This is a genomic window from Brevundimonas sp. P2_A6, from assembly GCF_056404975.1.
Genome location: NZ_JBFUCZ010000001.1, coordinates 55473 through 74523 on the forward strand (window position 1 = coordinate 55473; position 19051 = coordinate 74523).

General features: G+C 65.9%; 17 protein-coding genes. 3 read left to right on the forward strand and 14 right to left on the reverse strand.

Annotated features, from left to right (window positions below; translation table 11 throughout):
• Positions 1 to 4 precede the first annotated feature (4 nt).
• The 8 genes from AC1DW4_RS00325 to AC1DW4_RS00360 all read right to left on the reverse strand — a co-directional run bounded on the left by AC1DW4_RS00325 (position 5) and on the right by AC1DW4_RS00360 (position 6603).
• Entirely contained in the window at positions 5 to 1366 is a 1362-nt protein-coding gene (locus AC1DW4_RS00325) for a glutamate--cysteine ligase (RefSeq protein WP_477015242.1), read from the reverse strand.
• A 115-nt stretch (positions 1367 to 1481) separates the two neighbouring features.
• On the reverse strand, positions 1482 to 2195 hold the full coding sequence (locus AC1DW4_RS00330; protein WP_477015243.1) for a 16S rRNA (uracil(1498)-N(3))-methyltransferase: 714 nt from the start codon (positions 2193 to 2195) through the stop codon (positions 1482 to 1484).
• A 3-nt stretch (positions 2196 to 2198) separates the two neighbouring features.
• A complete protein-coding gene (locus AC1DW4_RS00335; RefSeq protein WP_477015244.1) occupies positions 2199 to 2531 on the reverse strand; it encodes a DUF5615 family PIN-like protein in 333 nt (110 codons plus the stop codon).
• Positions 2528 to 2755, reverse strand: coding sequence for a DUF433 domain-containing protein (locus AC1DW4_RS00340; protein WP_477015245.1), 228 nt, complete (start codon positions 2753 to 2755; stop codon positions 2528 to 2530). Before AC1DW4_RS00340 ends, AC1DW4_RS00335 begins: the two co-directional genes overlap by 4 nt.
• A 41-nt stretch (positions 2756 to 2796) precedes the next feature.
• On the reverse strand, positions 2797 to 3960 hold the full coding sequence (locus AC1DW4_RS00345; protein ID WP_477015246.1) for an acyl-CoA dehydrogenase family protein: 1164 nt from the start codon (positions 3958 to 3960) through the stop codon (positions 2797 to 2799).
• A 26-nt stretch (positions 3961 to 3986) separates the two neighbouring features.
• On the reverse strand, positions 3987 to 4331 hold the full coding sequence (locus tag AC1DW4_RS00350) for a hypothetical protein (RefSeq protein ID WP_477015247.1): 345 nt from the start codon (positions 4329 to 4331) through the stop codon (positions 3987 to 3989).
• Between the two features lie 3 nt (positions 4332 to 4334).
• Complete coding sequence (locus AC1DW4_RS00355) at positions 4335 to 6116, reverse strand: acyl-CoA dehydrogenase C-terminal domain-containing protein (RefSeq protein WP_477015248.1); 1782 nt, start codon at positions 6114 to 6116, stop codon at positions 4335 to 4337.
• Positions 6117 to 6120: 4 nt separating this feature from the next.
• Positions 6121 to 6603: a MerR family transcriptional regulator gene (locus AC1DW4_RS00360; RefSeq protein WP_477015249.1), complete on the reverse strand. Its 483-nt coding sequence runs from the start codon at positions 6601 to 6603 to the stop codon at positions 6121 to 6123.
• 81 nt (positions 6604 to 6684) lie between these two features.
• On the opposite strand from AC1DW4_RS00360, the gene AC1DW4_RS00365 reads away from it, so the two are divergent.
• On the forward strand, positions 6685 to 6900 hold the full coding sequence (locus tag AC1DW4_RS00365; protein ID WP_477015250.1) for a DUF2256 domain-containing protein: 216 nt from the start codon (positions 6685 to 6687) through the stop codon (positions 6898 to 6900).
• Here AC1DW4_RS00365 and AC1DW4_RS00370 read toward each other — a convergent pair.
• The 4 genes from AC1DW4_RS00370 to AC1DW4_RS00385 all read right to left on the reverse strand — a co-directional run bounded on the left by AC1DW4_RS00370 (position 6860) and on the right by AC1DW4_RS00385 (position 9979).
• Positions 6860 to 7306 (reverse strand): DoxX family protein, encoded by a 447-nt coding sequence (locus tag AC1DW4_RS00370; RefSeq protein ID WP_477015251.1) that lies wholly within the window; start codon positions 7304 to 7306, stop codon positions 6860 to 6862. The genes AC1DW4_RS00365 and AC1DW4_RS00370 overlap by 41 nt on opposite strands.
• A gap of 333 nt (positions 7307 to 7639) precedes the next feature.
• The gene (locus AC1DW4_RS00375; RefSeq protein ID WP_477015252.1) at positions 7640 to 7876 is read right to left on the reverse strand and encodes a helix-turn-helix domain-containing protein; all 237 of its coding nucleotides are present in this window, start codon (positions 7874 to 7876) and stop codon (positions 7640 to 7642) included.
• A 14-nt stretch (positions 7877 to 7890) separates the two neighbouring features.
• Positions 7891 to 8418, reverse strand: coding sequence for a DUF2975 domain-containing protein (locus AC1DW4_RS00380; RefSeq protein ID WP_477015253.1), 528 nt, complete (start codon positions 8416 to 8418; stop codon positions 7891 to 7893).
• Positions 8419 to 8527: 109 nt separating this feature from the next.
• Complete coding sequence (locus tag AC1DW4_RS00385) at positions 8528 to 9979, reverse strand: protein adenylyltransferase SelO (protein WP_477015254.1); 1452 nt, start codon at positions 9977 to 9979, stop codon at positions 8528 to 8530.
• A 208-nt stretch (positions 9980 to 10187) separates the two neighbouring features.
• On the opposite strand from AC1DW4_RS00385, the gene nhaA reads away from it, so the two are divergent.
• Both nhaA and AC1DW4_RS00395 read left to right on the forward strand, forming a co-directional pair.
• Complete coding sequence (gene nhaA / locus AC1DW4_RS00390; protein WP_477015255.1) at positions 10188 to 11417, forward strand: Na+/H+ antiporter NhaA; 1230 nt, start codon at positions 10188 to 10190, stop codon at positions 11415 to 11417.
• 215 nt (positions 11418 to 11632) lie between these two features.
• On the forward strand, positions 11633 to 14260 hold the full coding sequence (locus tag AC1DW4_RS00395) for a TonB-dependent receptor (protein WP_477015256.1): 2628 nt from the start codon (positions 11633 to 11635) through the stop codon (positions 14258 to 14260).
• A 381-nt stretch (positions 14261 to 14641) separates the two neighbouring features.
• On the opposite strand, the gene AC1DW4_RS00400 is transcribed toward AC1DW4_RS00395, so the two are convergent.
• Complete coding sequence (locus AC1DW4_RS00400) at positions 14642 to 17857, reverse strand: efflux RND transporter permease subunit (RefSeq protein WP_477015257.1); 3216 nt, start codon at positions 17855 to 17857, stop codon at positions 14642 to 14644.
• Positions 17854 to 19005, reverse strand: a complete 1152-nt coding sequence (locus tag AC1DW4_RS00405) for an efflux RND transporter periplasmic adaptor subunit (RefSeq protein ID WP_477015258.1) — start codon at positions 19003 to 19005, stop codon at positions 17854 to 17856. Before AC1DW4_RS00405 ends, AC1DW4_RS00400 begins: the two co-directional genes overlap by 4 nt.
• Positions 19006 to 19051 lie beyond the last annotated feature (46 nt).

Consider the following 19051-nt stretch of genomic DNA (forward strand, 5'->3'; position numbering starts at 1 on the left):
ATTGTCAATAAGCGAAATCGCGGTAGATCCGGCTGACGTCGCCCTGCCAGTCGCCATGATAGAGATCCAGCAGGCGTTCGGCCGGGGTCACCCCGGTATCGGCGATGTCCTCCAGTTCCGACAGATAGCCGCGCTCGTCGACCATGCCGCCGCTGAAGCGCGCGCGGTTCTTCAAGCCCTGGCGCGCGATGGCGACCATATCGACGGCGATGTCGCGCACCGAGCGTCCGGCCACCTCGGCGCGCAGGCCCAGACGGGTCACGTCGCGGCGCAGACGCTCGTGATCCTCGATGTCCCAGTCCTTGCACAGGTCCCACGCAGCGGCGAGCGACGGCGCGTCGTAGAAGATGCCGGTCCACAGGGCGGGCAGGGCGCAGATGCGGCTCCACGGTCCGCCGTCCGATCCGCGCATCTCCAGATACTGTTTCAGGCGGACTTCGGGGAACAGGGTTGTCAGGTGATCGCCCCAGTCCTTCAGCGTCGGCAACTCGCCGGGCAGGGCGGGCAGTTTGCGCTCCATGAAGTCGCGGAACGACTGGCCCGAGGCGTCGATGTAGCGGTCGCCGCGCTTGGCGAAATACATCGGCACGTCCAGCGCATAGTTGGCATAGGTCTCGAAGCCGAAGCCGTCCTGGAACACGAAGTTCAGCATACCGGTGCGGTCGGGATCGGTGTCGGTCCAGACGTTGGCGCGGGCCGACAGGAAGCCGTTCGGCCGACCCTCCGTGAACGGACTGCAGGCGAACAGAGCCGTTCCGATCGGCTGAAGCGCCAGTGAGGTCCTGAACTTGGCCACCATGTCGGCCTCGCTGTCGAAGTCCAGGTTGGCCTGGATGGTGCAGGTGCGCAGCATCATGTCGAGACCCAGGCCGCCCTTCTTGGGCATGTAGGACCGCATGATGTCGTAGCGGCCCTTGGGCATGACCGGCACGTCCTCGCGCCGCCACATCGGGTCGAAGCCGGCACCCAGGAATCCGAGGCCGATCTCGTCGGCGACCATCTTCACCTCCATCAGGTGCTGGCCGGTCTCGGAACAGATGTCGTGGATGGTCTCCAGCGGCGCGCCCGACAGTTCGAACTGCCCGCCGGGCTCCAGGCTGATGGAGGCCGCATAGCCGTCGGCGTTCTTACGCTCCAGGGCGATGACGTGGCCCGCCTCCTCGACCGGCGACCAGCCGAAGCGCTGCAGGCCCGTCAGCATGGCCAGGATGCCGTTCGGCCCCTCATAGGTCGGGCGGCGCAGCGTGGACTTGTCGAAGCCGAACTTCTCGTGCTCGGCCCCCACACGCCATTCCGACTTGGGCTTGATGCCCCTGGTCATCACGCCGACCAAGTCGTCGAAGGTGAGCGGCGCGGTTTCGGTCATGCGGGAGGCCTTGATCGGTGTCGCGGGTAGATGGGCGGGATTGTGGCATGACTCAAGGGGCCTGACGCGCGCCGCGCGGCGGCTCGCGACTTGAGGCCGTTCCGTGTGGGCGCTGCTATCGCTTCCAGTCGCCGACGGCGGCCTGCCACAGGGTCATGGCGGCGATGGCGGCGGTGTCCGCCCGCAGGATGCGCGGGCCCAAGGACACGGCGGTGGTGAAGGGCAGGGACCGCAGCCGCTCGCGCTCCTCGGGCGCGAAGCCGCCCTCCGGCCCGATCAGGATCGCCCACGGGCCGGGCTGGGTGACCGCCGTGGCGACCGGCGCGCCACCCGTCTCGTCGCAGAACATCAGGTGCCGCGCTGGATCCCAGCCGTCGAGGATGGCGGACAGCTTCTGAGGGTCGTCGACCATCGGCACGTCCAGCCGCCCCGTCTGTTCGGCAGCCTCTATGGCGATCGCGTCGAGGCGATCGAGCCGGACGTGCTCGACATTGGTGCGCTGGGTGATCGCCAGCCGCACGCGAGCGGCCCCGAGTTCGGCAGCCTTCTCCACGATGGTCTCGACACGCGACTTCTTGACGACGGCGACGATCAGTTCGAGGTCGGGACCGGTGGACTGGGGGCGGACCCGGTCCTCGGCACGCAGGACGACGCCCTTCTTCAGCACCTCGGCGATCACGCACCGCCACTCGCCTTCACGGCCGTTGAAGACCAGCAAAGCATCCCCAAGCTTCAGCCTCATGACCTGGGTCAGATAGCGCGACTGATCCAGCGTCGGAGCGACGGCGGCTTGGGCCGAGAGGGGTTGGGAAACGTAAAGGCGGATCATCGATCAAGCGATCTCGATCAGGTCGATGTTGTCGGCGACTGCCATCGTAAGGATTCGCAAGGCGTGAGCGCGCAGAAGTTCCTCGACATAGGACGTCGGGCGGTTGCCACACTTCAGTCGGACCACCTTCGGCGGCGCGCCGAGGAGGGTGGAAAGGTCCGCGAAGTCCGAGTCCAAAGTGACGATGCAATAGTCATTTTCAGCCGCGTAGGTCCAAATGGCGCGGTCGTCGGCACGATCCAGACCCAGCAGCCGAACCTGGCTGGAACCGGGGAAAGCGTGATCCAAAGCGGCCGGAAGGCGGTGGCTCAGATTCTGGTCGAACAGCAGCTTCACGCTGTGGCGGTCACGGTCCGGCGTTGACGGTCGGCCGCGAACGCCAGGACGGCCCGAATGTCGTCTTCGTTCAACTCCGGAAAATCGTCGAGAATATCCTGATGGCTCAGCCCCTCAGCCAGCCAGCTCAGCACATCCGCGACCGTGATCCTCATGCCGCGCACGGTCGCCTGTCCGCCGCGCTTACCGGCGTCGATGGTGATATGCTGACGGTAGTCGATCATGACGAAACCATATCACAGCGCCGAACGAGCGCCCAGTCGCCCTACAACGACCGCGCGATCAGCACCTTCATGATCTCGTTCGTGCCGCCATAGATCCGCTGCACCCGGGCGTCCTTGTACAACTGGGCGATCGGATATTCGTTCATATAGCCATAGCCGCCGTGCAGCTGGAGCATCTCGTCGATGACTTCGCCCTGCAGATCGGTGACCCAGTATTTGGCCATGGAGGCGGTCACGGCATCCAGCTGGCCCTTCAGGTGCAGGCCGATGCAGTGGTCGACGAAGACGCGGGCGACGGTCAGCTTGGTCTTGACCTCGGCCAGCTTGAACTGGGTGTTCTGGAACTCCAGCACCGACTTGCCGAAGGCCTTGCGCTGTTTGACGTAGGCCAGGGTCTCTTGAAGCCCGCGCTCGGCCGCGGCGATGCCCTGAACGGCGATGTTCAGCCGCTCCTGGGGCAGCTGCTGCATCAGCTGGATGAAGCCGCGACCCTCTTCGCCACCGATGATGTTGTCGGCGGGCACATGGACGTCGTTGAAGAACAGCTCGGAGGTGTCGTTGCCCTCCATGCCGATCTTGTGGAGGTTGCGACCGCGCTCGAAGCCTTCCGCGCCGTCGGTCTCGACCACGATCAGCGACGTGCCCTTGGCCCCGGCTGAGGGGTCGGTCTTGGCGACGACGATGATGAAGTTGGCCAGCTGGCCGTTGGTGATGAAGGTCTTGGAGCCGTTGATGACATAGCCGTTGCCGGACTTCACGGCGGTGGTCTTGACCCCTTGCAGGTCACTGCCCGCGCCCGGCTCGGTCATGGCGATGGCGCCGACCAGTTCGCCGGTGACCAGACGCGGCAGCCAGCGCGCCTTCTGTTCCTCGGTGCCGTAGTGCCAGATGTAGGGGGCGACGATGGCGTTGTGCAGCGAGATGCCGAAATGATCCGCGCCCTTCCAGCCCAGCTGACGCATCAGCACGACCTCGTGACGATAATCGCCGCCCATGCCGCCCCATTCCTCGGGCTGCGACAGGCCCATCAGGCCCGCTTCACCGGCCTTGTTCCACAGCTCGCGCGGGACGGACGAGTTGGCGATCCACGACTGCACGGCCTCGGGCGGCGCATGCTCGTCGATCCATTTGCCGACGCTGTCGGAAAACATGACGATGTCCTCTTCCAGCATGAAGTCGGGGGAGGGGGTGTCGATGACGTTCATGGGGTTCCAGCTCTATTTGATTGGGGTCAGTCGCGGACGAGGCGGGCTTCGACGACGCGATCATCGGCGAGCCGCACGACCAGCCACTCGGAATCTATTGCGGCGATGTAACTGCGCTCCGGACCCAGCCAATAGACGAGGTCCCAGTCGGTCCATTTGTCTGTTTGAGTGGGGTCGCCCAGCAGCGCGATGACATCAGCCCGTGTTTTGCCCCGCAGAATATTACTGCGGAGCAGGTCATCGACCATTGCCGTCCGAACCGGACGGTCATCGGTTTGATTTCTCCAGGCATTCGCGTCGAAATCCTGGCCGCCACCTTGTCCGCATGCCGCGAGAGTCGCGACGACTGCTAGAGCGGCGGCCAATTTCATTCCTTAAAATGCCTCCGCCGGCATCTGCATCAGGACCTCTGCACCCGTCTTCAGCTTGACCAAGTGGCCGTGCGCGTCGGGCAGGATGCGTTCCACGAAATACCGGCCGGTCTGCAGCTTGGTGACATAGAAGGGATCGTCCGAGCCGGCGTCGATCCGGCCTTGCGCCGCCTTGGCCATCTGCGCCCACATATAGGCCAGGGCCGTCAGGCCGAACAGGTTCAGGTAGTCGGTGGAGGCGGCACCGGCGTTGTCCGGGTTCTGCATGCCGTTCTGCATCAGCCACATCGTGCCTTCCTGCAGCTTCTTCTTGGCGTCTGCCAGGCCATCGACGAAAGGCTTGATCGGGCCCTCGGCGCCATTCTCGGCGACGAAGCCGTCGATGTCGGCGAACCAGCTCATGATCGCGCGGCCGCCGTTGGACGGCAGCTTGCGCCCCACCAGATCCAGCGCCTGGATGCCGTTGGTGCCTTCGTAGATCATGGTGATCCGGGCATCGCGCAGATACTGCGACGCCTGGAAATGCTCGGTGTAGCCCGAACCGCCGTGCACCTGCATGCCCAGCGAGGCGACATGGAAGCCCTTGTCGGTCAGATAGGCCTTCAGGACCGGGGTCAGCAGGCCCATGTAGTCCTTGGCCTTCTGCGCGGTGGCCTCGTCGGCGGACTTCTCAAGGTCGGCTTGCAGCGCGGTCCACAGGACGAAGGCCTGCCCACCTTCGACAAACGCCTTGGCCTCCAGAAGCATGCGGCGCACGTCGGGGTGGACCATGATCGAGTCGGCCTGCTGATCCGGGTTCTTCGGCCCGGTCAGGCTGCGGCCCTGGATGCGGTCCTTGGCGAACTCCAGGGCGGCCTGATAGGCGGCCGACCCGATCGCCAGACCCTGCAGGCCGGTGCCCAGGCGCGCCTCGTTCATGACCACGAACATGTTGTTCATGCCCCGGCCTTCCTCGCCGATCAGCCAGCCGGTGGCGCCGTCGTACTGCATGACGCAGGTCGCGTTGCCGTGGATGCCCATCTTGTGCTCGAGCCCGGCGCACTGAAGGCTGTTGCGCTCACCCAGGGATCCGTCGTCGTTGACAAGCACCTTGGGCACCAGGAACAGCGACAGGCCCTTGATCCCGGACGGCGCGCCTTCGACGCGCGCCAGGACGGTGTGGATGATGTTGTCGGTGAAGTCGTGCTCTCCGGCCGAGATCCAGATCTTCTGGCCGGTGATCTTGTAGGTGCCGTCGGGCTGCGGGACGGCCTTGGTGCGCACCATGCCCAGGTCGGTGCCGCACTGGGGCTCGGTCAGGTTCATGGTCCCGCCCCACTCGCCGGTGGCCATCTTGGGCAGGTATTTGGTCTTCAGCTCATCGGACGCACTTGCGTGGATGCCGGCATAGGCCCCTGCGGTCAGGCCCGGATACATGGAGAAGGCGGCCGAGGCGCCGGCGGTGAACTGGCCGAACGCCATGCCGACCACGGCGGGCATGCCCTGACCGCCGTATGCGGGATCGGCCGACAGGGCGGGCCAGCCGGCCTCGACCATGGCCTGATAGGCTTCCTTGTAGCCCTTGGGACCGGTGACGACGCCGTTGTCCCAATGGCAGCCTTCCTTGTCGCCCGAATGGTTGATCGGGGCGATGACCTCCTCGGCGAACTTGGCGCCTTCCTCAAGCACCTGCTGCACCAGGTCGGACGACACGTCCTGGAATCCGGGCTGGTTCGTATAGCGGTCGATCTCCAGCACCTCGTTGAGGATGAAGGTCAGGTCGCGGACGGGCGCCTTGTAGGCCATGGGGTCAGGCTCTCAGCTTGAACGGATGATGATGGGGATGGTCGAGGTGTTCGCGCAGCACCAGGGCATATTCCTCGGCACCGGGCAGAAGGTCGGGGCGCTGGTCACTCAGCCGCTCTTCCATGGCGGCGCAGGCTTCCTCGGCCATCTGGATGGCGGCGTCCAGATCCTCGCGCTGCTGCTTCAGGGCCTCGATCTGGGCGCGGTGGCGGCGCAGGGCGATCGCCATCTGATGGGTATTGCCGTCGTTGCGGTCGTACAGATCCAGCATCTCCTGGATCTCGGTCAGGGTGAAACCGATGCGACGTCCACGCAGGATCAGCTTCAAACGGGCGCGGTCGCGAGCGTCATAGACCCGGGTCTGACCCTTGCGGGCCGGGGTCAGCAGGCCCTTGTCCTCATAGAACCGCAGCGCGCGCGCGGTCGCGCCGAACTCGCGGCACAGCTGCCGGATCGAATAGGTGCGATGGTCGTCTGCGGTCGCCATGTCGACGTCATAACTTGACGCGGACGTAAAGGGAAGCTTTCAGGTTGACGCAGCGGTGGGCACGCGCCGATAGCGGCATCCATGTCGCGCAAACACGTCAACAAGGGACTGTCGCCCAGGAAGGGCGATCTGCCAGAAAAGACCTGCGTGGTGTGTCAGCGGCCCTTCACGTGGCGCGCCAAATGGGCGCGCGACTGGGACAGCATCACCGTCTGCTCCGACCGCTGCCGGTCGGCGAAGAAGCTCAGCGGCCGATCTAGCGGGGGGCGCGGCGGCCCAGCAGCACCGGGATCGTAATGCCCAGAAGGGCGACGTTGGTCAGGGCCAGGCCGATGTCCAGACCGACGGCGTGAACCGCCAGCATGGTGGCTTCAAGCGCGATCAAGCCGACCGCCGAGACCAGAAGCGGCCAGCGTCCCAGCTTCCACGACACCAAGGGGGCGATCATCCCGAGCGCCAGCACGATCTCCACGATGCCGAGCCCACGAACCAGGTTCTCGCTGACCAGAGCAGGCCAGTTCATCAGGGCCGTGAGGTTGGAGATCGACTCGGTCAGCTTGGCGTAGCCGGCCGCGACGAAGAACATCGCCACCCAGCCCTGCAGGGTCCACAGCGTCAGGTTCCTGAACGCCGCGCGATTGCGGATCTGGGCAGCCGAGAGGGTCGGACGAGCGGAAGCGGAAGGAGTGAAGGTGATGGACATCTGGATTTCGTTTCGTCGGGGAGGACGGTGGATTGGTAACAGTAACTAGATCAGATCGATGAAACCGTTCCGCAAGGCCCTCGAAGCCCCACCGTAACGGGATGTGATGAACAAGCTATGCCATAGCTACGTGGCGGCACCTTGGCGGTATGCATACGGATCGGTAATCCGGCGGGGTCACCACCTGATGACTTCGTATGGCACGGCTTGGGCGGGTTGTCATCAGCCGTAGACAACAATTGATGACTTATTTTCGGCGGCGTTCACAGGCGTGCCGAGAGGTATGCGGATCGACGAAAAATGCCCCGGCGCGAGGGCCGGGGCATTTGTCAGTCACGCATCCTCGCCGTCACCTTGTGGCTGTGGTTCTGACGTGTTCGCCAGCAGTTGTCCGGGCTGGCAGCCCAGCTCGCGACACAGGGCGTCCAGGGTGGAAAAGCGGATGGCACGCGCCTTTCCCGTTTTCAGGATCGAAAGGTTGGCGATGGTGACCCCGACCCGGTCGCTGAGTTCAGTCAGAGACATGCGGCGGTCCAGCAGCATCTGGTCCAGTTGCACAATGATGGCCATGATCTGCGCGCCCCTCAGACCGTCATCTGCTGGTCGTCGCGCATGGTCGCTCCCTGACGGAAGACTTCGGCCAGCATGAAGACGATCAGAATGCCGAGCCAGGCACCCAGGTCGGCGTCGTAGTTCCGCTGGGTCACGCCCTCGGCCGCCGGTCCATTGAGGACGATGATGGCCGAGGCGATCTGCACGCCGATCAGGCCGAGCCCGACACCCCGAAGTCGACCGACATTGGCAGGTTCGAACGCGTCACCCTGGTTCACCGCCAGGAAGATGCGACGCAGGCGGTTGATGATCCACCAGGTGCTGGCCGATGCGATGAAGGCGGCGGCATAGGTGACGCGCTCCGAAATCATGATGGCGCGCGACGGGTCTCGATCCGCGCCGGTCAAGCCGTCCATCAGCCCGGCGGCAAAATCCGGCACGAACACGGAGGCGACAAAGGCCAGCCCTACCAGAACCGCCCCGATGGCCACGAAGACGTTCACAAACCCCAGAACCCAGCGCATCACGCTGGCCACTGAGCGGCGACCGATCAATCTCATTTCGAAATCCTCCCCGCCGCGTTCCTGCGGCCATGTCGATAGTCGATATGGCCTCATCGTTTATCAATCAAGAACCTTGTTGATAAACGATATGAAACTTTCGTAAGGATCAGACGCGAGCTGTGCGCGTCGCCTCCAGTCGCGACAGCTTGTGGTGCAGGGGCGACCAGTCATCCGCCGAGTCGATCGCGGCCCAGATGGCCTCGACCTCGTCGATCAGCATCTCCTCCGGGTCGGGCGCGGAAAACGCGGGATGTTCCAGCCGCTCGGGTCGGTCGGGTTCGTGCTCGAACAGGGCGAAGCGGAAGGCATCGAAGGCCTCGCCCTGCCATGCCTTCGCTCGCGGGCCGGACAGGGCACGTACCGAAGACGAGAATCCTGCGAACCAGTCATGGAACAGCGGCTCCCAGCGAATGTCCTGGCCCTTCTTTCGGAGTAAAGCCAGGGTCGTGTCCAGCAGGCGCTGATCGGCCGCTTCGCCCAGGCTTTTGACACCCAGGCGCTCCAGGAAGGCGGCGCGCAGTTCGCGGATATAGACCGGGCCAAACCCGTTCAGCGCTTCGGTCAGGCGTGCCGCGTCGGCCACCGGCTTCAGCGTTCCCGCGAGCTGGGTCAGGTTCCAGAACACGGCCTCGGGCTGACGCGCGAAGGCATAAAGGCCTGTGCTGTCGAAGTAGGCCGCCGTGAAACCGGGATCGTAGAAGGGCAGAAACCGCCAGGGTCCGTAATCGAAGCTTTCGCCCGTGACGTTCAGATTGTCGGTGTTCAGCACGCCGTGGACGAACCCCGCCGCGATCCAGCGCGCCGTCAGCCGAGCAGACGCTGCGACGATCGCGGCGAGAAGGCCAGCCGCGTCGCCTTGGGCCACCGAAGGGTGGTAGAGGGTGCGGACGTGCTCGGCCAGGGTCTCGATCATATCGACCCGTTCGAAATAGGCGGCGCGCTGGAAGGTGCCGAAGCGAATGTGGCTATGCTGCAGCCGGACCAGGACGGCCGAACGGGTCGGCGAGGGTTCGTCGCCGCGTTGCAACGGCTCGCCCGTCTCGATCAGACTGAGCGCCCGGCTGGTCGGCACGCCCTGGCTTCCCAGCATGGCGGCGGCCAGCACCTCGCGCACGCCACCTTTCAGCGTCAGTCGGCCATCGCCCGCACGCGACCAGGGGGTGGTTCCAGACCCTTTGGTGCCGAGATCCAGCAGCCGCGCGGGAAGGGCAGTCGCGCCCGGCTCGCGGAGCCCTTCTGCCTGGGTTCCAGACGCTTCGCGCATTTGCGCCGCCAGAAAGCCCCGGCCGTCGCCAAGGTCGGGATTGTAGTGGCGGAACTGATGCCCGTGATAGCGCATCGCGACCGGACCGGGCTGTCCGGGCAGCGCTTGGAAACGCCCGAAGTGAGCGATCCATTCGTCGTCCGTCAGGCTGTCCAGCCCCACGGTCGCGGCGGCCCGATCGTTGCGATGACGCAGGATCGCCTTTGGAAAATCGGCGGGCTGGACCGCATCGCCGAACTCCGACCCCAGATCGAAGAAGCGCGGTTCGGGACGATAGAGCGGGCTGACGGGCATCGATGCCAGATGCCGTTTGCGCAGTCCGTCCGCAACCGTGTCCGGTCCGCTTTTCGTTGAACCATCGGCTCCGATGGGTATTGTGAAGCCAGCGATCAGGTCGAGGTGAGTCCTCGACCAGGCTGGCGCTGCATCAGGCGGCGAACCCGGTCTGGCGTCCGTCGATAACCGGGCACCGCGGAAAACAACCCCTCGATCGGAGGCCGCCGTGGCGCGCAAATTCACGCTCGACTTCCTGAAGACAGAGGCTGCGTCCGGGGCGGTGTTGGGACTGGCCGCGCTGGCGGCGTTGGTGGTCGCCAACTCTGCTCTTTCGGACGCCTATTTCGCCTGGTTGAAGAGCGAGCACGTGTTTCAGGCCGGGCCGCTGCGGCTGGAACTGACCGTGTCCGAATGGATCAAGGAAGGCCTGATGGCGGTCTTCTTCCTCGTGGTCGGCCTGGAGATCAAATACGAAATCCTGCGCGGCGAACTCAGCGATCCCAGGAAGCTGGCGACGCCGGTACTGGCAGCGTTGGGCGGCATGATCGCGCCGGCGGGGGTCTATCTTCTGGTCGCGCGGCTGACGGGGGGTCCGGCCAGCGGATGGCCTGTGCCGCTGGCCACCGACATCGCCTTCGCGCTGGGTGTGTTCGCCATCGCGGGGCGCGGCCTTCCGTCCTCCTTGCGCGTGTTTCTGCTGACGCTCGCCATCGTCGACGATCTCGGAGCCATCGGACTGATCGCCGTCCTGTTCAGCAAGGGGATCGACTGGGTGCCGCTCGCCTGGGCGGCAGGCCTGTTGGCGACAGGCGCTGTCATGGCCCGGCGCTGTATCGCGGCACCCTTCTGGGTCATGGGCTTTGTGGCGGTGTGGTGGCTCAGCGTCCAGGCCGGCCTCAGCACTTCGCTGTCGGCCGTGGCCTTCGCCGCCATCGTGCCGGTCACGCCTCGCGTCGACGATGGTCAAAGCCCGTTGAAAGAGGCCATGCACGACCTGCACCCCTACGTCGCCTATCTGATCCTGCCGCTGTTTGCCTTCGCCAAGGCCGGCGTGTCGTTCGCGGGGCTTTCCCTCGATCAGCTGTTCGCCCCGCTGGTTCTGGCCGTGGCGGCCGGGCTCTTCCTCGGAAAGCAGATCGGCGTCTTCGGAGCGACCTGGCTGACGACGCGTCTGAAACTCGGCAAGAAACCCGCCCAGTCGACCTGGTTGCAAATCTACGGCGTCAGCCTGTTGTGTGGGGTCGGGTTCACCATGAGCCTGTTCATCGGGATCCTGGCATTTCCAGGAGCCATCGACGCGCCCGAACAGGTCGAGGTGAAGCTGGGCGTCATCCTGGGCTCGACGCTTTCGGCAGCGACCGCTGCTGCGATCCTGGGGATATCGGCCAGACGTCGACGGCATTCGAAGGCGCACCCCTTAACGAATACTGACCCCGACGCGCGAATATTGACCTAGGGTCATCGTTATCTGTCGCTTTTGCGTCACACACACAGCCATCACGCGGCTGAAACATGTCGTGATTGCGTGCGCTCGCTTGTCGCTGGACACGGCTTGGACTAACGCACGAGTTCGAGAATCCGACGCCTCGCAAGAAGGGCGCGGTCTGGGAATCAGGAAACGCCGCGACGCGCCCCCATGGGGGTGTCCGGCACATGAGCCGGGAGCCATCCATGCGTCTTACGAACTTCCTCCGCTGCACCGCGTCGGCGGCCGTGGTCGGCACCGCCGCTTTCGGCTGGGCCGGCGTCGCCTCGGCCCAGGACCAGGCTTCGTCGGTAGACGACATCGTCGTCACCGCCCAGAAGCGCGAGCAGAGCCTCCAGGACGTGCCGATCGTGGTCACCAGCCTGTCGCAGGAAGTGCTGCAGGATGCTGGCGTCCACGACATCAAGGACCTGCAGATCCTGACTCCCGGCCTGACGGTCACCTCGACCACGTCGGAAGCCTCGACCACCGCCCGTATCCGCGGCGTCGGCACCGTGGGTGACAACCCCGGCCTGGAAAGCTCGGTCGGCGTCGTGATCGACGGCGTCTATCGCTCGCGCAACGGCGTCGGCTTCGGCGACCTGGGCGAACTGAGCCGCATCGAAGTGCTGAAGGGACCGCAAGGGACCCTGTTCGGCAAGAACACCTCGGCCGGCGTCATCAACATTCTGACCGAGGCTCCCTCGTTCACGCCGGGCGGTTCCGCCGAGCTGACGCTGGGCAACTACGGGGCCTGGGGCGTCGCCGGCTCGGTGACCGGCCCGATCAGCGATCAGGTCGCCTATCGCCTTTATGCCGCCCACCGCGAGCGCGAAGGCTTCTATGACGTCGATCTGGGCGACGGCCCGCGCACCCTGACGGAAGACGGGACGCAGGACTTCTTCACCGTTCGCGGCCAGCTGCTGGTCCTGCCGAACGACGGTGCATCGGTTCGCCTGATCGCCGACTACACCCGCCGCGACGAGTTCTGCTGCGTCGGCGTTCAGGTTCGCACAGGTCCGACCTATCCCTTCGTCGATGGCCTGTCGAACGGCACGGGCCAGCGCCCGCCGGCCGCCGGTTTCGGTGCCCTGCCATTCTCCCGCACCGCTTTCGCCAACCGCGTCACCGATCAGGAGATCGAGGACATGGGCGTGTCGGCGGAAGCCAACATCGACATCAACGCATGGAATGCGACGCTGACCTCGATCAGCTCGTGGCGCAACTGGTCGACCAAAAACGGTCAGGACGCCGACTTCACGGGCGCCGACATCGCTTACCGCCTGCCGGACGGCGACTTCGCGGCATCGGTCCGCAACATCACCCAGGAGTTCCGCCTGGCCGGCGCCACGGACAAGCTGGACTGGCTGGTCGGCTTCTTCGCTACGCGCGAGAACGTCAACCGCCGCGACAGCTTCTATGAAGGCGCCGATTACGCGCCGGTCCTGTCGTTCCAGCTGTCGGCAGCCCTGAATGCGGCGACGGCCGGTGCGATCCCGGTCAGCCCGTCGATCATCCCCTGCTTCACGACAGCAGGACAGACGACGGTCGGCCTCCAGACCTGCCTCGGCACCGGCGGCGCGCTGTTCGGTACCGGTCCGACCTTCGCCGCCGGCCAGTCGCTCCGCGATCGCTACCTGCAGCGTTCGGACTCGATCGCCCTGTTCACCAACAACACCTACAAGGTCACCGATGCTTTCGAGCTGACGCTGGGCCTGCGTTACACCTATGACGAGAAGCGCCTGATCGGGTCGCAGAACAACGTCGGCAACAACCAGTTCACCTGCGCCGCGGCACTGGCGAACCAAGGTGCCATCGTCGGCGCGCTGGGAACGGCGAACGGCGGGGCGTTCTTGGCGCGCTTCTGTCTGCCCTGGACCAACCCGTTCTATGCCAACCGCGGCATCAACGAGAGCGTCAACGACGGCACTCTGTCGGGCACGGTCAAGGCCGCTTATCGCCTGAACGAGTCGATCTTGGTCTATGCGTCGTATGCTCGCGGCTACAAGAGCTTCGGCTACAACCAGGACCGGGTGCAGGTCGCGACCACGGCCGTTCCGCTGCCGATCAACCCGGCCTCGTCGCTGTTCTTCCCCTCGGAAGACGTCGATAGCTATGAGCTGGGCGTGAAGACGACCCTGTTCAACCGCTCCATGCTGCTGAACGCGACCTACTTCGATCAGACGTTCGAGAACTTCCAGCTCAACACCTTCCTCGGCACCGCCTTCGTGGTGGAATCGATCCCCGAGCTGACCTCGCGCGGCGTGGACGCCGACTTCCTGTGGTTCACCCCTCTGGAAGGCCTGACCCTGGGTGGCGGCGTGACCTACACCGACGCGGAGTTCGGTGCGTTCACCGCCTCGCAACTGACCAATCCGGGCAACTTCCCCGGCCTGTCACTGCTGCCGGGCAACCGTCCGTCGTTCGCGCCGGAATGGTCGTACGTCGCCTCGATCAACTTCAACCGTTCGATCGGCTATGGCCTGCAGGCGGGCTTCAGCCTGTCGGGCAAATACATGACCGACTACAACACCGGGTCCGACCTGCTGCCCTTCAAGGCCCAGGACGGCTTCGGCACCCTGAACGGCCGCATCACCCTGGGCTCGGAAGACGAGCGTTGGGCGCTGGAAGTCTGGGCGCAGAACCTGACGGACGAAGAATACGTCCAGGTCGCCTACAATGGCTTCCTGCAAGGCAGCGGCTTCCAGTCGACGCCGACGGCCAGCGGCCCGTACGCCGGGACCTTCTACGATCCGGCCCGCGACACCCAGACCATCGACGCCTTCCTGGGTGCCCCGCGCACCTACGGCGCGACCCTGCGCATCAAGTACTGATCTTCGGCCGTCAGGCCGAGGTGACCAGGCCGGTCGGGGATGTCCCCGACCGGCCTTTTCTTTGCCGGATGCCCTGCACGGGGAGCGGAAAAAATCGCAGGCGACCGTGCAGACCGTGCAGTCGGTGCTGCCGACGGTCGCCGAAAAAATATCTCGGACCGTGCAGACCGTGCAGTTGGACGCCGCCGCGTGGGGTTGAGCCCGTTGCGCGCGACGGAGGTCAAAGACCCGGCATCACCCTATGGCACCGGGGCGTCAGGAACGGTCGCAGGTCAGACGACGGCGCGATTCCGCCGTTGATCCGAACGTGAGCGCACAGGGCCGTCCGTGCCGGTCGAGGTCGCGGCTCCGCCGCCCAGACGTTCGACCGACCGTCGAGCCCTATTCCGCCACTTCGGGGTCGATACGCGGATGGGCGGGACCGACGGCCAGGTCCTCGTCGCCCCTCTGACCGGCGAACATGCGGCTCAGGCGACGTTCGATCCGCACCTTGAGCCCGTCGATCAGGCTGAAGATGACCGGCACGAACAGCAGGCTCAGGGCGGTCGAGGTGATGAGCCCGCCGATGACCGCGACGGCCATCGGTGAGCGGAAGCCGGTGCCTTCGCCCAGCGCCAGGGCGATGGGCAGCATGCCCAGCCCCATGGCCAGGGTCGTCATGATGATCGGTCGCGCGCGCTTGTGCGCCGAATCCATCAGTGCGTCGTAGCGATTCATGCCCTCGTGCATGGCGATGATGGCGTAGTCGACCAGCAGGATGGAGTTCTTGGCCGCGATCCCGGTCAGCATGATGATGCCGATCAGAGCGGGCATCGACAGCGACTTGCCCGTCAGCAGCAAGGCGATGAAGGCCCCGCCGAAGGAGACCGGCAAGGCCGCCAGAATGGTGATGGGGTGCAGGAAGCTTTTGAACAGCAGGACCAGAACCGCATACATCAGCAGGATGCCGGTCACGATGGCGAAGGCGAAGCCGACGCCCAGCTCCTGGAAGCTTTCCACATCCCCCGAGGCCGCCTGCATGACGCCGTCCGGAAGGGTCTTGATGGAGGGCAGGGCGTTCACGGCCGTGGTCGCTGCGCCAAGCGTGGTGCCGGGCATTTCGGCGGTGATGTTGGCCACGCGCCGGCGGTCGTAGCGGTCGATCTGGTTGGGACCCGCGCCGAAGCTGATGTCGGCCACGGCCGACAGGGGCACGGACCCGCCCGATGCCGTGGGCACCTTCAGGTTCTCGATCACGCCCATCGATTCTCGCGAATCCTCGGTCAGCATGACGCGGATCGGGATCTGGCGGTCGCCCAGGTTGAACTTGGGCAGCAACTGATCGGCGTCGCCCAGGGTCGCAACGCGCGCGGCCTGGCTGATGTCCTGGGTGGATACGCCCGTCAACGCCGCCACATCGGCCTTGGGCGTGATCAGGATTTCGGGCCGGACCAGGGCCGCCGATGACACGACGTTGGACAGGCCGTCGATGCCGCGCATCTCTCGCGCCACATTCGCCGCCGCGGCCTCCAGCGTCGCGCCGTCGTCGCCGACCAGGGCGATGGTCAGAAGGCTGCCGCCCCCGCCTCCGCCGCCGCCGAACTGGATCCGGGCACCCGGCGTCTGGCGCAGGATCGGGCCCATCTCGGCCTCGAGCTTCTGCTGGCTGATGCTGCGATCCGCCTTGGGCACCAGATTGACGGTCAGGCTGGCGCGACGCACCTCGCCGGCGCTCGAGTTCCCGCCACCGCCGAAGCTCGTCGTCGCGGACCCAACGGAGGAGTAGATCGACTGCACCTCGGGTCGCTTCTGCAACTCCCGGGTGATGCGCTGGACCGCGGCATCGGTCTGTTCCAGCGTCGTGCCCGGCGCCATTTCGACCGTCACGCTGGAGCGCGACACATCCTCGACCGGAATGAACTCGCCGGGAATCTTGGTGGCCAGGAAGATCGAGAAGAAAAAGAAGACGGTGCCCATGCCGACCACCCACAGGCGGTGATCCAGCAACCGACCGCCGATCCGCTGGCCGATGTTCCGCCGCGTGCCCGCCGTACGCGGCCGGGTCGATGACCCCAGAGCCCACGCCAGGGCCTTTTGATAGGGAGCCATCCAGAAGGGGTCGGCGTGTTCCTTGCCCTGGTCGGCCTTCAGCAGATAGGCCCCCATCAGGGGCGTCAGGGTCCGCGCGACCAGCAGCGAGAACAGCACGCTGACGCAGGTCGCGATAGCGAAGCTCTTGAAGAACTGACCCACGATGCCGGGCATGAAGCCGGTCGGAGCGAACACGGCGACCAGGGTCGCGGTGGTGGCCAGCACCGCCAGGCCGATCTCGTCGGCGGCCTCGATCGCGGCGGGATAGGGGGGCTTGCCCTGTCGGATGTGCCGGACGATGTTCTCGATCTCGACGATGGCGTCATCGACAAGGATGCCCACGGTCAGCGACAGCGCCAGCAGGGTGACCACGTTCAGCGACTGGTTGGTCAGGTCCATGACCCAGAAGGTCGGGATCAACGACAGGGGCATGGCGACGGCCGTGATCAGCGTGGCCCGCCAGTCCCGCAGGAAGATGAAGACCACCAGCACGGCCAGGCCCGCGCCCAGCAGCAGGGCCTCGACCGAGGCATGGAAGTTGTTGATGACGTCCGAGGTCGTGTTGGCGACCTCGGCGATGGTGACATCGGCGCGTTCGGCGTCCAGCGCGGCGATGGCCGCCTTCGACTGTTCGTAGACATCGACCTCGCTGGAGCCGATCGACCGAACGACGCCGAAGCCGACGACTTCCTGACCATCGAACCGGGCGCGACCGCGCGGCTCGGACCATTCATCGACCACCTGACCCAGGTCGCCCAGCCGCACGGTGCGCGTGCCGATCGGGATCAGGGTCTGGGCCAGGGCCTCGACCGACGAGGCCGAACCGACCGTGCGAATGGCCTGTTCCTCGCCGCCGATCTCGCCCCGGCCGCCGGGCAGGTTGATGTTGGAGCCGCGCAACTGGTTCGACACCGCCGCGGCCGTGATGCCCTGGGCCTCGAGCCGCGCCGGATCCAGCTTGATGCGGATCTCGCGATCGACGCCGCCGTCGCGCTGGATCTGGCTGACGCCCTTCACGGTCAGCAGACGCTTGGCCACGGTGTTGTCAACGAACCAGCTGAGCTCCTCGGGGCTCATTCCCGGGGCACGGACGACGAAGTTGGCGATAGGCTGGCCGGTGAACTCGATCCGCTGGACGATGGGTTCCTGGACATCGGCGGGCAGGTTCTGGCGGATGCCGGTGACGGCGTTGCGGACGTCGTTGGTCGCCTTTTCCAGGTTCACGCCCAGCTGGAACTCGACCGATGTCGTCGAGACGCTGTCGTTGACGGTGGAGGTGATGTGCTTGACCTGCCCCAGGCCGGCGAGAGAATCCTCCACCAGACGGGTGATCTGGGTCTCCATCTCGGTCGGTGCCGCCCCGGCTTGAACGACCGTGACCGCCACCACGGGCAGGTCGACATCGGGAAAGTTGTTGGTCCGCAGATTGAAGTAGCTGCCGACCCCCGCCAGCGTCAGGATCACGAACATCAGGACGATCGGAATGGGATTCCGGATCGACCAGGACGAGATGTTGGCGAAATTCATCGCGCGGCTCCGGCCGCCGGGGCTGCTCTGGCGGGGGTGCCGACCGCGGCGCTGGCGGTGGTTACGGTCACCGCGTCGCCTTCGCCCAGAAAGCCGGCGCCCTGGACCACCGTCCGCTGACCGGCGGAGAGCCCCGAGGTCACCGCGACCAGGTTTCCGGATCGCTCGCCCGTCTGGACGGGCACGAACTTCACGGTGGAGTTGGCGTCGATGACATAGACGCCGGCGCGGCCTTCGCGGAACACCACGGCGTCGGACGGCACGGTCAGCACGGGCGCCTCGCCTGCATCGATCCTGGCGCGCGCGAACATCCCGGGCCGCAGGCCGGAGCCGGCCGTCAGAGCGACCCGCGCGATCCCCAGGCGGGTCTCGGGATCCACTTCGGAGGTCACGATCCGCACCCGCCCGCTGGTTTCTCCGCCCTGATCGGAGACGACCACGGCGGGCATGCCGGCGCGGACCAGCGGCAGGTCGGTCTCGGGCACCTGGGCATCCAGCTCCAGGCGGCCGTCGCGCACGATGCGGAACAGTTCGGAGCCCGCCTGAACGATCTGGCCGCGCGTGACGCTGCGGCGGATAACGAGGCCCGAGACAGGCGCGCGCACGGTCGCCTGGTTGAGCTGGGTCTGCGTCTGGCTGAGCGCCGCCCGTGCCTGGGCCACACCCGCCGCCGACGATCGCTGGTTCGCCTGGGCGGTGTCGAGCGAGGCCTGGCTCAGGAAGCCGCGCTCCTTCAGCTCCTGCGACCGGGCCAGGGCCGCGTCGTCGCGCGCCAGATTCGCCTCCGCCGTCTGGACCTGGGCCTGCTGCTGGCGCAACTGGGCCCGCAGGACGGCGTCGTTCAGCTGGACCAGGGTCTGACCCTGTCGGACATAGGTGCCCTCATCGACGAAGACGCCCGTGGCCACCAGGCCCCCGGTCTCGGCCCCGACAGGGACCTCTTCCCAGGCAGAGACGCTGCCCGACGCATTGACCACGCGAGGCAGGTTGGTCGCGGTGACCGTCGCGGCGGTCACCGACTGGCGCTGGACCGTCGGTGCCTTTTCCTTGTCGCCGCCACCGCAGGCCGCGACGGACAGGCCCAGCGTCGCGATGGCCGCGACGGTCAGGGCAGCGAGACGAGGGCGCGTCGGCGTCGTGGGGGCCACGGGAGGTCCTGTCGATAGAGTGGGCGCAAGCGCACGCCGGGGTCTT

What these genes read in the sequence shown, in the direction of transcription:
- AC1DW4_RS00360 (WP_477015249.1), bottom strand. Translation starts at nt 6,603, where the DNA reads ATGGCGACCGCAGACGACCATCGCACCTATTCGATCCGGCAGCTGTGC.
- AC1DW4_RS00365 (WP_477015250.1), top strand. Translation starts at nt 6,685, where the DNA reads ATGTCGCGCAAACACGTCAACAAGGGACTGTCGCCCAGGAAGGGCGAT.
- AC1DW4_RS00325 (WP_477015242.1), bottom strand. Translation starts at nt 1,366, where the DNA reads ATGACCGAAACCGCGCCGCTCACCTTCGACGACTTGGTCGGCGTGATG.
- AC1DW4_RS00395 (WP_477015256.1), top strand. Translation starts at nt 11,633, where the DNA reads ATGCGTCTTACGAACTTCCTCCGCTGCACCGCGTCGGCGGCCGTGGTC.
- AC1DW4_RS00330 (WP_477015243.1), bottom strand. Translation starts at nt 2,195, where the DNA reads ATGATCCGCCTTTACGTTTCCCAACCCCTCTCGGCCCAAGCCGCCGTC.
- AC1DW4_RS00350 (WP_477015247.1), bottom strand. Translation starts at nt 4,331, where the DNA reads ATGAAATTGGCCGCCGCTCTAGCAGTCGTCGCGACTCTCGCGGCATGC.
- AC1DW4_RS00345 (WP_477015246.1), bottom strand. Translation starts at nt 3,960, where the DNA reads ATGAACGTCATCGACACCCCCTCCCCCGACTTCATGCTGGAAGAGGAC.
- AC1DW4_RS00355 (WP_477015248.1), bottom strand. Translation starts at nt 6,116, where the DNA reads ATGGCCTACAAGGCGCCCGTCCGCGACCTGACCTTCATCCTCAACGAG.
- AC1DW4_RS00370 (WP_477015251.1), bottom strand. Translation starts at nt 7,306, where the DNA reads ATGTCCATCACCTTCACTCCTTCCGCTTCCGCTCGTCCGACCCTCTCG.
- AC1DW4_RS00385 (WP_477015254.1), bottom strand. Translation starts at nt 9,979, where the DNA reads ATGCCCGTCAGCCCGCTCTATCGTCCCGAACCGCGCTTCTTCGATCTG.
- AC1DW4_RS00400 (WP_477015257.1), bottom strand. Translation starts at nt 17,857, where the DNA reads ATGAATTTCGCCAACATCTCGTCCTGGTCGATCCGGAATCCCATTCCG.
- AC1DW4_RS00380 (WP_477015253.1), bottom strand. Translation starts at nt 8,418, where the DNA reads ATGAGATTGATCGGTCGCCGCTCAGTGGCCAGCGTGATGCGCTGGGTT.
- AC1DW4_RS00340 (WP_477015245.1), bottom strand. Translation starts at nt 2,755, where the DNA reads ATGATCGACTACCGTCAGCATATCACCATCGACGCCGGTAAGCGCGGC.
- AC1DW4_RS00375 (WP_477015252.1), bottom strand. Translation starts at nt 7,876, where the DNA reads ATGGCCATCATTGTGCAACTGGACCAGATGCTGCTGGACCGCCGCATG.